This is a genomic window from Bacillus sp. HY001, assembly GCF_007558965.1.
GTDB classification, from domain to species: Bacteria; Bacillota; Bacilli; order Bacillales; family Bacillaceae_G; genus Bacillus_A; species Bacillus_A mobilis.
The window spans coordinates 1-11811 of sequence record NZ_VLTE01000175.1 but is presented as its reverse complement, the minus strand read 5'-3'; the positions used below and the strand labels follow the sequence as shown (position 1 = coordinate 11811).

The following is an 11811-nucleotide window of genomic DNA, read 5'->3' as shown; positions in this document are numbered from 1 at the left end:
TTTCCACTTTTTCGCATCTGCTGACATATGAACAGTCACATTAAAGCCTAACTTCGCACTCATAATACCAATACTTAAACCTAAATTTCCAGTGGAACCCACAGTAATAGAATAGTTTGAAAAGAAATCCTTGAACTTTTCACTATCTAGTATAGAATAATTATCTTCTTCGTGTAACAATTGATGTTCAAATGCTAAATTTTCAGCGTATTTTAATACCTCATATACACCTCCTCTTGCTTTAATAGACCCTGAAATTGGAAGATGGCTATCACATTTTAGTAATAATTGTCCTGGTATTTCCTCGTTATATTCTACTTGCAGATACTGCTGCATAGCATTAATTTTCACTAATGGAGATTCAATAATCCCATTCATCTCTTGAGTTTCCGGGAAAACTTTTGCAATATATGGAGCAAATCTTTTTAACCTATCTTCTGCATCAATAACATCTTCTTTAGTTAAAGCACTATTTTGAATAGCAGATTTAAAATCTGTCTTATTTGGATTACTCCAAAACATTTCCTCTGTCGCAATTAACTTTTGAATTAAAGGATACTTCTTTTTTAAATCCTCTTTTATTTGTATTGAAATCTCACTCATTTTTAAACCCCCTGTTAACTATTATCAACTTAAATTAAGTGATGAATTTTATAATAAACTCTTAAATAAAAACCAAAAAGATGCATATAAAAATATCATCATATTATTTACCATTCTTTCGCTTAAATAAATGTTTATAAATTAATCAAAGTTTATTATAATCAAGTTCATATTAGCACTTAATTAAACAAAGGTAAATTAAATTAAATTAAATTAAATTCCATTCACCTAAAAGAGGTTACTCGCACGAAGTATTTATACATTTCTAAATATTCAGTTACCGATAAAGGAATCTAGATTAACTAGTAAAGGTTTAGCAGAGTTAGCTAATATCCCTCATTCAATGTTTAGTTAAATCGAGAAAGGGATAACCAATACACAAGAATTAATTTTGAGATCTAATCAAAAAAATAAACCTCCCTAAAAGTGGGAATGTTTCATACAAATAATGATTAACAAATTATATATATAATTTAAATATTTGAAAATACTAAAAAGTAAAACATCAACTCTCCTTTAAAAAGAGTTGATGTTTCATCTTATTGGTTAGGTTCTTAATACAATTGGAAGGGACAATAATTCTATCTATTTATAAAAGTATTAATTTAATATGTCTATATCTTTTTTACATCAATACTATATTACTTTTATACATGATAATACACTCACTTATTTAAATCGCGTATTAATTTACACTAATATTTTCTTCTTCAAAATCCGTAATTTCAATTCCCCTTGAATGTAAACCTCTTAACAAGACTAAATGTTTATATAACAATTTTTCATTTTCTTTCTTTTGCTCCTCATATTCAATTTTAAAGACTTTACTTCTCATTTTTTCATTGTCTAATTGCTTCTTGACCTTACTAATTTTAACCTCTTGAGATAACAGATCCTTTTTTAATTGGCAAATAGTTTGTTGTAATTCTTCAATCTGTTTATTAAAAGCGAAATTTTCTCTAGAATCAGATTTTTCTTTTTGAATTTTTACCCATTTAACATCCCAAAGCTTTCTTAAATGTGGCTTGTACAATGCAGTCCTACTCAAGCCAGTCATTTCAGCAAGCTTTTCAGCTTTCATTTTTGTGTGGTTCCCCTCAAGATCACGCAGTGTTTGAATAGCCCATTGAACCCTCTGAATAGAATCTTGTTTCTTTTCATCTTGATATTTAGCTAGACCCAGACTCTTCATCTTTACTCCCATCTATGCACATTTTCATCTTTCATTTTGTTCTTAATACTCCCTTCATACTCCACTATTCCTGATTGACATACTTCAATAATCCTTTCCAGGTAACTTACATTTCGAATTGCATTTTCTAAATGTGCAGCTCTTCTTTCATCATTGGCCGTCCTCTCGATAACATCTAGCCAATATCGATGCTCTTTTTTGTAATCTTCAAGATAGTCGGCTTTAGGTATAAACCAATCACACGCATAACATTCAAAATGAATGGAAGTACCTTTTGGATTACATCCTATGATATCCCCGCATATTCCAACACCTTTTTTCCCATTAACTTCCCATGTCAAATATTTGTTAATATCCTTTGATAGATATTTAATAGTATTTTCATCTAAATTCATAATACGCCCTCTAAAAGACACAGCACTATCTCGTGCATTTTTCAAATTACCAATATTAAGATGTACCTCTTTATGTTTTTCTTTAATTTGCTCAATATAATTAGCGAGCATATTTGTATTTTTGTGTTTTGTAAGCTTAATAATTTGTTCAACTGTATAACCAACTTGATACAATCTATCTGTAATAGCGTTATGTCTGAATTGATGTGTAGTAGGGCAGTAAATATTCCCTTTAGTATCTTTGATACCAGAAATCAATACTAATTCTTTAATTAATTTATTTATCTTTTCTACATCCCATATTCTAAGATTTTTATGTTGCTTATTATAAACATACGAAATTTTATTATTATCATCACGAAAATTCCAATGTTTTACAACGAATAAATAGTCACTGTTTTTCTTATATCTATCTCCTAATTCGAAATTCTCCAATAAATTTTCAGTTTGTCTTTGAAGCTTTTTTATTAAATCTATTACAAACTTTCCATGCCCCTGATAAATCACAGGTATGATTTTAAGCTCGGCCTGTAAATAACCACCATTTTGTTTAAAAGAAGGGATTGTAATGGTATATTCACTAAAGAAAGTGTTTAAACAAGACCTCTTCATGCTCAAAATTTCTGTAATTCTATTTGGAAAAGAACGCATAAGCCAGTACAGAGTTCGAAACTCTAAGGGAACATTTACACTGAAATCTTTCATCAAAAAATCTAATTTTTTAATTACCTCATTTGGTATAACGCGTTTATTTTTATTTCCTACCTGCTTAAAAGGATTAATCTCTTTTGTTGGAACTATATCTGGAAAAACAGGAAATCCCCTCATAACTTCAAATATGTCCTGAACCGCACTATATATATACGATTTTCTGTTAGTAGAATACTCATGATTCAGTCTAAGTTCATACTCGAATTTATTGATGATACTTCTGTCTACTTCTTTTAGAGTTTTGCCTTGATAATTTGCCTTCAAGAAAACAAGGAATATTCCGAACATATATACTTTTCTTTGGATAGATAGAACTGAATTATTTTTGATTAAAGTATAATATTTTAATGCTTTTTTATATCCATCATCTATAGATAAAAACCTTACCACGTAAGTTCTCTTATGTTGAGCATCTTTGTGTTTTTTATTAAAATACCACACATCGTCTTCAAATTTAAAATCACCTAATTGATTAATTTTACTTTTCAACTCTGTTTTTAACTTTTCATTAAAAATAGCGCTCTTACTTGATACTATTATATTTTGCTCCATTTAATTCTAACCTTTCATACATAAATTTTTCTAATTGTTTAATAGTTTTTTTATAGTATTCTAGCAGATGAAGTTCTGCCTGATATTCTCTATATTCATGCCAATCCTCCATCCCCTCCTCCTGGAATCTTCTCATTATTTCTTCTAAATATCTTTGTTGCTCATCTTTTAACTTTTTCCACATCGGCAATTTTTGTGGACCTGTTATTAGCATTTTACAACCTGTACATTTGCTTTTTTTACAAGGTCCAAAAGATACATGTTTAGCACAAATACCGTGTCCCTGAGGAGTTTCTCTGGAACCTAGCGTTATTTCACGTTTAAGACTTATAAATTCTGCATTAGAGTATGCTTCTTTAATATCTTGATCGAGATTATTAAACATTAACTCAAAGTATTCCATATCAAGTTCAGCAATTTTTTTTAATTGTACATCATGATAATGTTTAGCTGTTGTACTAGTATGCAAATGATCTAGTATATCCCCTACTTCATCCAAATTTGCTCCTTCTGTGAATAGATTTACAGCTACGGTTTTTCTACACTGATGATGAGTATAATGCCATAATTCTCCTCTACTATCTTTAACTTCATATTTTTTTATTAAATTATTAATGAAATATGAAATGTTTCCACTCTCATAAAATCTGATACCTATGTCACTCTCTTTAATAAAAATATTTTTAATTCCATTATGCTCTCTTAAATTTTTTGTGTTTTCAATTTGTTCCTTTATACTATCCACCAAATTCAAACTAATAATAGGGATGGTATGATAATCTTCCAAACCTTTTTTTCTACGAAATTTCAATGTCTTTTGTGGAACAAATTTCAAACACGTAACATTGCTGTGTTCATCGTATATTAAACAATCTTTAGTAAGGGTAAGAACCTCTCCTATTCTCATCCCAGTGTTCATCATGATTAACCAAACTAATTGTACATAGTCCGGTAATTCTTCTAATTTTTCTTCTAATTTCAAAATCACTTCTTCTGGAATATAACTAGCACTTGTAATAAAACTTTCAGAATTGTGCATAGTAATTAATCGAAAAGGATTTACTAAATACTCTTTTTCGTATCTTTCCTTCAACCAATCAAATATTAGTCTACATTCTGAAATACATGATTGAATAACTTTTACTTTATAATTTCCCCCTTTTGCATTCTTCAGCTGTTGAAGTGAAAGTAATATTTGTTCAACTTTATATTGGTTTATATCTAAAAACGAAAAGCCTTTTCCTATTGACATGCTATCTACTGTTTTACCGAACATTTTTACATAAGTATATTTATTTTGTATACTCTGAAAATTCTGCTCAAACGTGATTTGAGAATAAAAGTATTTCTTAATTTCATCTTTTAATTTTCCAGAAAAACCATTCCATTTCAATCGAACAATCTCCAGATAATCTAATTTCTTTTTCATTAAGATATACTCATCTTCTGTTATTTTATAACTATAACTACCCATATTTTTATAAAACTTTTTTTTAATATTATCTACTATTCTACTTACAAAAACCTGGAATTCTGGTATATCTTCATATCGGTGAGAGCTTATCAATTTTAGCCCTAATGAATATTCCCCTAACTGTTTCTTAGTTATATTAAATTCTTGCTCTATTAACTTTGTACCACAAACAAACAAGTAATTCTCAAATTCTTCTTTAAACTTCAAAAATATACTGGAGAAAACCTCCCCCTTCGGAAACGCATTCAAAATTTCAATAACTCTTTCTCTATTTATTTGAATTAACGCCGTTCTAATCTCCGTTAACTTTTGTTGATAATATTCCTGTAAAATTTCATAACAAATTTTAATTCCTCGTAGTTCTTTATTAAACATTATGAATTGATTAATTATTGTATCTTTGACTATTTTATTTGGATTAATTATTTCTCCGACAACTTCTCCAATACGCAAACATCCACCTTTTACATATATTCTTTCACAAGCAATACTAACCATTGTTATAAATTCTTTTCGGAATACTTCAGCTGCTATAATGAAAACTAAATTCTTACTATCTTCCCTAGGATAATTTAAAATCAATTCACTGAAATCATCCAATTTTGACCTTTTCATAATTCCTTCAATTTCATTAACGAATTTCTTTAAATTTTCCATTCCACAATTGTTCCATTTGGAACTATACTTCTCGAACGACCATTTTAGTTCAACTTCGATATCATTAATTAAATATACATAAAAAAGATGCTTGGATTTTTTCAAAAACTTCACATTTGCCATTTTAGTCAGTCCCTTAATTTTAAACTTTTCTAAACATCAAATTTAGCACCTATTTCCCTAATCTTCTCCATAATTTTCTTTCGTTGTTTCTTTGAATACCCTTTTTCATAGACTTTTAGAGTATTAATGCTTGTCCATCCCATTTCTTCCTTAATTAATGTCTCTGTTACTCCTACTTCTGGTTTATCTCTCATTATTTCAACTAATTCCTGAGCTCTTGTACTTCTACCACTGTGTGTTCTAATTTCTTTTCGATCAAGACCTGCTTTTTCAGCCGCATCTTTTAATATGTTTAAAAAGTTCCTTGTTTTCAATGGTCTGCCTTTATACCTTCCTTTATAATTTAAAAACAAATAATTACTGTATTCAACATCTGCCTCTCGTCTGTCATTTTCTTTATAAATTTGTATATTATCAACTAAATTCTCATGAATCGGAATTTCTCTTTCCACAGTTTTTGCTCTAGCTTGATTCTCAATATTTGTTTCTTTAATAACTTTCAACCAATTATCAAAGGGATCGAAATGTTCTAATTTTAATCCTAATATTTCGCCTATTCTCATTCCAGTTTCTATACTAATACGAAAAACCAATTGATCCCTTAATGTTGGAAGTTGATTTATTATTGCTTTGACTTCTTGTTGAGTGTACCATTTAAGATGATTTCTATTTTCCTTATGTTTAATTTTGTTTAAAATTGTTTTTTCGGTATCCATTTCCCAAATTTGCCCATATAAAAATTTTGTCTCTACAACTTCTCTATTATTAATTTTCTTCCTACCATACACAATTGGATTCCTTTCAATTTTTTCATTATCTTCTAACCAATAATAAAAACTTTTTAAAACACCTATATTTAATTTCAATGCAGAAAAAGTTATCGGACTTTCGATTGAAACTACTACTCCTCTCATTCCAAGTAGATTCTTAACATATTCCTCAATAACTCCTTTTTTTGTTACTTCTTTATAGTGAATCCCAATTTCTTTTAAGTATCGTAAGTATCTCAACATGGAATAAGCATATCTTTCTCCAGTTAAGTAACTATTCATTGACATTAAATCAAGCCATAAACAAACATCTGGAATAGGTATTCCATCCTCCACAATTAAATACCTTAAACTTTTTCCATTTGAGGCTTTCTTTACCCTTAGCCCATTCATAATTCGTCCACACCCCCTCTCAATAACCACCTATATTCTAAAATATCATTTATAGTTTACAAATACCTTAAAAGTAAACTATTCTAATCCACTTATTTTATTAAGATAATGCAAAAAAGTTAACCATTCCCTATGGTTAACTTTAATGTAACAGAAGATTAATGACCCCATCACGGTCTAAAAATATTGCCTTTTTTTTAGCCAAGTTACTCTCTCCTTACCTACAAATTTTCTATTAAAAAATCTGAAGTATAACAATTATTAAGTTCATAGTAGCATGAACGACAAATGATACTAGTAACCTATTAGTACGTACATATATTGCCGCAAGTACAAGTCCAATTAGAAAATATCCAAATACAAAAGGAAAATCAAAATGCATGATAGAGAAAAACAATGCACTAACTAATATACACACAATTTTATTGAATTTACGGCTTAATATATTTATGGCCGCGTAACGAAATACAAGCTCCTCAACTAGTGGAGCAAGAATTACAATTGATAAAAGAGCAAGAGGAGAAATTGCTACAGATTCAATATTACTTGATGTATTTACTGATTGTGTAGTTAAGTGAAATATACTCGTATCCAAAATACTACCAATTGTCTGTGCAAAGAATACTGCAACTATTCCTATTAAAATCCAACCGAATAATACTCTTGATAATTTAATCGATAACTTTGAATCATTCATCGTTTCTTTCTTATATATAAGATAAATGAATATTAATATGAGTGAAAACCCTATTAGTTCCCAATGAACAAGTAGTTGCTGAATTGCTTGCTGTTGATTTCCCTTAATATCATACCAACCTGTCTTAGCTAGCAATTGTACTCCTATAATCCCAACAAGTTGAGTCATTACAAAGTAGATGAGTATAACATAACCTGATTTATGTAAATTACTATGATTCATTTTACTATATTCACCTTTCATTTACCTGCAAATTTTATATTATTCGAATTTTAAATCGAAATAGTATTATCTACTCTTCTTTAAGAATTTTATTTATACCTGTAGGTTTATACATAACAAAATCCCCTTCACTATTGCTGACTCTTTTTGTTTCAAAGTAGATTCGGTATTCTTCCCCATCTTTTTTTATTTCTGATACTAACTCTTTAGTTATCCAGTAATTTCGATTCAGCAGATCTCCTGGTACAGCAGTCATTCGAGAATATTTATTATCTGTATTTAATTTTTTCGCAACCATTTCCTCTGCAACTTTCACGTTACTCCTAGTTTGTTCCATCCTTATCTCATGATTCTTATCTTGTTCCGCCCTAAATTCCTGAGCAAATCTAGCACCGATACTGAGTATTAAGATTATGCCAATAAATATAAAGAATGCTTTTGCATTGAACTTTTCCATTTCCATAACATCAAATCCTTTCACTTCCTAATAATACGAAACCATTTTATTATTGTTTAAGGTGCGATAACCGAGAGAAACAATATATAACTACTGCTATATATAGAAAAATCGTTAAATTACTAATAGCCATTAACGTTTCTTCTACTGTAAAACCTTTAGTCATTGTCATTCTCCCTACCATCTTTAAATGTTTTTTTATTGTAAATTGTTCATTTCCTTAACAATTCGTTTCGTTCTTGCAACTAACCAAAATTCTAATACCATGAAAATAAAAGGAACTACATAACATGCTATAATATATAGCCACACAGAGACATTAGTATCAAACAAATCCTTAGTTACATTACCAAAAATAATACTGATAATTGCACCAATTAAAATAAGAAACGAAGATAAAACATTGCTCCCAAATTCTTCTTTCAAGTCTTTCATAGTTTGAAATTTATTCATAATTCATCCCTCCATTTTTTCTTCTCAAATAATGCTTTTTTAAACTTCTTTTAAATCCTCGTACAGAGGAATATGATCACTTTTCTTCACCTCCCTTTCTACACAAAACTCAAATTGTATTAAATTGAATTTATTCTGTGGAAATTCCAATAAACATTGATAAATTACCGGTAATCCTTTCACCTACTCTTAAAAATAATCCCGCTGGTTCTCCACCAATTAAATGTGACCCTATTAATAATTTACCTGTATAATCTCCATCCCACGTATCTATAGTGCAGTCCGGCATTTCAATATACTTTTGATAAATTTTATGTTGTTGCTCGTAGTAAGGCGTTTTATCTGCAGCTACTTCTTTCCCTTCATTGATGATGGAAACCCCACCGCCTTCCCTTCCAAATGTCGCTTTTTTCACATAATCTATATCATTTTCTTCAAATTTGTCCTTTGAGAAATAAGTTGGTAAAAAGTACTTTTCGATAATTTTATGTTCTTTTTCTGTAAACCATTTATTTTGCTCGTGAAGTTGCCATATAAGAGCTAGTACACCTTTATTTTGAATTAAGAATGCTGAAGGAGGATTAATAATTTTCACTCTCCCCTGTGCAATATGGTCTAAAAACATAAGGCCAATTGATTTTCCGCTATAGTCCTTATCTTCTAATAAGTACTCTAGTGGATATAATCGATACAAATATTCTATTTTAACGCCATCTGGTGTATATAACCCATCGTCTGCAACGATAATACTTTGTATCCCCACATAATCACTTGGCTGCGGACAATATTGTTGAATAAATTTTACCGTTTGATAATCTTCTTCATGCCAATCATAACTAGTGAAATGTATAACATCATGAGGATTCAATTCATAATCAGAAATGATTTTATGCCACGTTGTTTCTAGCTTCTCTTCTATGCAGTTTGGATTTATAACTTGATGATGATCACATAAAACTTGATTAGCTACAGATGGCTCCAAATAGCCGGTGGGTGTGTCTGCATTAATTTCTATTAGTTTGATTTCATCGTTTGCAACAATGAAATCAAACCTAGTGAAATATGAAAATAAAACATCATAATTTGTTCTAGTCACTTCCCATAATTCGGTGGGTAATTTTAATTGTAAAAAACCCTCGTGACTTTCTAGTAAATATTTATAAACCTTTTGAAAAATGATTTTTACTAATTCAGTTGCTTCTATAATATTATTATATTCCTCTTTTCTGATTCTTTTGATACCAGTAGACATATACTGACACCATTCATTATTCTCTAATAAGCTTGACCAAGTAAAACCACGTGTACAAGCTTGCTCAGATAAAGCAAACCATTTTTTCATATATTCTTGTTGCTGTTGATTGTCTAACATTTTTTCTCCTCCTATAAATTAAGATCCAGCTGGTGCTTTTGCATTTCCGATGCCACTAGATCCACTGGTAACCTTACTTGTTGAAGATGGTTTTGATGATTGTGTTGGATTACTTGTTTTCGGAGATGGTACGTTACTTTTATTCGAGTCACTTTTATTTAAATTAACTTTATCTTTTGATTCATTTTTATTTGTAGAAGCAGAATTATTTGTTTGCTTATTTGCACCTCCACCACTTGTGGTAGTAGTACTTGTACTTGTCCCTCTCCCTTTTTCCTTCTCTTTTTCTTTTGGAACTTCTGGTAACGGTCTTTGTGTCATTGGTGGTCTATATGTATGGTTGGTATTATTATTAATTTGTCCTGGATTTTTCTTATTTAATGAATTAATCAACATCATGCCAGCTGCCCCTGCAGCAAACGGAACTAAAGCCGAACTCCAACCATTATCATGCTCTACACTTGGATTATCCTGTTTGTCTTCGTGCTTAATTGGTCCTGTAGTTGGCATCTCTTCAAAACACTCATTATCATTTATTTGATTAGAAGTACATTGTTTTTGCGTCTCCTCTTTATCAGTTGTGTCTTGGTCAATTGCTAGTGAATTATCTTCTTCGAGATCTCCTACACATCCCGTTAATAAAACTGTTGAAATTCCAAGGTTTGCCGCGATTTTCATAAATTTTTTATTACTCATTTTCATAACTAAAGAGCCTCCTATATTTTTCATCCGTATGGTGAGTTCAAAATCAATTACAGTAGCACCTTTGCTTTTCAAGATTCTCTGCTGCCATCATTATCACTAACCATATATAGTTATAAATACATTAAATCTTGTCCTATACTTGTTTAACTTATAAAGGATTAATTAAATCCCATTCATGTTGAACTTCCCAAAATTTTTTATCAGGATGTTTCCAATTACAATCACTATAAAACCCCTTTTTTATTACTAAGTATTCGTCAAAAAACTCATCATAAAAGTAGGCTAGTATATTATCTTTATTAACAGGATAGTAAATCCCCTCGACAGAAAACATATAGAGAGCAACTTGTGATTCTTTCGTATCTAATTCTAATTGTCCATTTAAATCAGCATTCAAAAAGCATTTAACACTTTGTTCTGGTATTGATAGCATTTCGATTCCTCCAATATCAACTTTATAATTTTATATAAGGATTATATGATTATACAATCTAAATAAATCCCTATACCACTTAAACTTATGCTACTTGCAAATGCTTTAACCCAATCTCTAACGCGCCTGTTCCTCCAAAACCCTGATTAAATAAAAGCGGGACATCATACTTCTTTGCGTACTCTTTTGCTACATCAATAGACACATGACCACATGCACCTTTCTGCACTACAATAACATCACATTTTTTTATAACACTACGAAATGTTTTCTTTACACCACCATGATTTTTTCCGTCGTGAAAAATCACCTGACAATCTCTTTTTTTCGCTAACTTCTCTAATGTTCTACCATTTGAACCACCTAAAACTAGAATTGTACTCATTTCCATTCACTCTCCACATCTTTATTTTTTTTATATGTACTTGGTGATACTAATAATACAATTGTACAAATGACAATATTCAGGAATACCACACCCACTATTAATACAATTGCAAAGACTGGTAACAATAGCATGAAAATAAAACCACTTACAAGCAAGCAGATGAATATAAATCCATTGCTCATGTCTTCATAACCATCTAATCCTGTTACAATAT

The 11811-nt window shown here is 30.0% G+C and carries 12 protein-coding genes and 1 pseudogene; all 13 read right to left on the bottom strand.

Annotated features, from left to right (window positions below; all coding sequences use genetic code 11):
• A partial coding sequence (locus tag FOT98_RS30150) for a D-serine ammonia-lyase (RefSeq protein WP_144291215.1) occupies positions 1-603 on the bottom strand: 603 nt, incomplete at its 3' end.
• A gap of 685 nt (positions 604-1288) precedes the next feature.
• The gene (locus tag FOT98_RS30145; protein ID WP_061680254.1) at positions 1289-1795 is read right to left on the bottom strand and encodes a DUF6262 family protein; all 507 of its coding nucleotides are present in this window, start codon (positions 1793-1795) and stop codon (positions 1289-1291) included.
• 2 nt (positions 1796-1797) lie between these two features.
• Positions 1798-3453: a site-specific integrase gene (locus tag FOT98_RS30140; protein WP_061680255.1), complete on the bottom strand. Its 1656-nt coding sequence runs from the start codon at positions 3451-3453 to the stop codon at positions 1798-1800.
• Positions 3425-5707, bottom strand: coding sequence for a site-specific integrase (locus tag FOT98_RS33170; protein ID WP_068987174.1), 2283 nt, complete (start codon positions 5705-5707; stop codon positions 3425-3427). Before FOT98_RS33170 ends, FOT98_RS30140 begins: the two co-directional genes overlap by 29 nt.
• A 29-nt stretch (positions 5708-5736) precedes the next feature.
• The gene (locus FOT98_RS30130; RefSeq protein WP_061680256.1) at positions 5737-6870 is read right to left on the bottom strand and encodes a tyrosine-type recombinase/integrase; all 1134 of its coding nucleotides are present in this window, start codon (positions 6868-6870) and stop codon (positions 5737-5739) included.
• A gap of 235 nt (positions 6871-7105) precedes the next feature.
• Entirely contained in the window at positions 7106-7810 is a 705-nt protein-coding gene (locus FOT98_RS30125) for a CPBP family intramembrane glutamic endopeptidase (RefSeq protein ID WP_002020067.1), read from the bottom strand.
• A gap of 49 nt (positions 7811-7859) precedes the next feature.
• The gene (locus tag FOT98_RS30120) at positions 7860-8252 is read right to left on the bottom strand and encodes a hypothetical protein (protein WP_000425107.1); all 393 of its coding nucleotides are present in this window, start codon (positions 8250-8252) and stop codon (positions 7860-7862) included.
• 192 nt (positions 8253-8444) lie between these two features.
• Complete coding sequence (locus FOT98_RS30115; protein WP_001032086.1) at positions 8445-8699, bottom strand: hypothetical protein; 255 nt, start codon at positions 8697-8699, stop codon at positions 8445-8447.
• Between the two features lie 130 nt (positions 8700-8829).
• Entirely contained in the window at positions 8830-10071 is a 1242-nt protein-coding gene (locus FOT98_RS30110) for a glutathionylspermidine synthase family protein (RefSeq protein ID WP_000886566.1), read from the bottom strand.
• A gap of 18 nt (positions 10072-10089) precedes the next feature.
• A complete protein-coding gene (locus tag FOT98_RS30105; RefSeq protein WP_000784097.1) occupies positions 10090-10773 on the bottom strand; it encodes a hypothetical protein in 684 nt (227 codons plus the stop codon).
• 151 nt (positions 10774-10924) lie between these two features.
• Positions 10925-11209, bottom strand: coding sequence for a hypothetical protein (locus FOT98_RS30100; protein ID WP_000949089.1), 285 nt, complete (start codon positions 11207-11209; stop codon positions 10925-10927).
• 85 nt (positions 11210-11294) lie between these two features.
• A complete protein-coding gene (locus tag FOT98_RS30095; RefSeq protein WP_000426065.1) occupies positions 11295-11600 on the bottom strand; it encodes a DUF2325 domain-containing protein in 306 nt (101 codons plus the stop codon).
• A pseudogene (locus tag FOT98_RS30090) lies at positions 11591-11811 on the bottom strand (hypothetical protein); the annotation flags it as partial. The pseudogene FOT98_RS30090 and the gene FOT98_RS30095, both read right to left, overlap by 10 nt.

Bases quoted from the DNA above. Each gene is read 5' to 3' on its own strand.
- FOT98_RS30115 (WP_001032086.1), bottom strand. From the start codon at position 8,699: ATGAATAAATTTCAAACTATGAAAGACTTGAAAGAAGAATTTGGGAGC.
- FOT98_RS30095 (WP_000426065.1), bottom strand. From the start codon at position 11,600: ATGGAAATGAGTACAATTCTAGTTTTAGGTGGTTCAAATGGTAGAACA.
- FOT98_RS30125 (WP_002020067.1), bottom strand. From the start codon at position 7,810: ATGAAAGGTGAATATAGTAAAATGAATCATAGTAATTTACATAAATCA.
- FOT98_RS30120 (WP_000425107.1), bottom strand. From the start codon at position 8,252: ATGGAAATGGAAAAGTTCAATGCAAAAGCATTCTTTATATTTATTGGC.
- FOT98_RS30110 (WP_000886566.1), bottom strand. From the start codon at position 10,071: ATGTTAGACAATCAACAGCAACAAGAATATATGAAAAAATGGTTTGCT.
- FOT98_RS30130 (WP_061680256.1), bottom strand. From the start codon at position 6,870: ATGAATGGGCTAAGGGTAAAGAAAGCCTCAAATGGAAAAAGTTTAAGG.
- FOT98_RS30140 (WP_061680255.1), bottom strand. From the start codon at position 3,453: ATGGAGCAAAATATAATAGTATCAAGTAAGAGCGCTATTTTTAATGAA.
- FOT98_RS30105 (WP_000784097.1), bottom strand. From the start codon at position 10,773: ATGAAAATGAGTAATAAAAAATTTATGAAAATCGCGGCAAACCTTGGA.
- FOT98_RS30100 (WP_000949089.1), bottom strand. From the start codon at position 11,209: ATGCTATCAATACCAGAACAAAGTGTTAAATGCTTTTTGAATGCTGAT.
- FOT98_RS33170 (WP_068987174.1), bottom strand. From the start codon at position 5,707: ATGGCAAATGTGAAGTTTTTGAAAAAATCCAAGCATCTTTTTTATGTA.
- FOT98_RS30145 (WP_061680254.1), bottom strand. From the start codon at position 1,795: ATGAAGAGTCTGGGTCTAGCTAAATATCAAGATGAAAAGAAACAAGAT.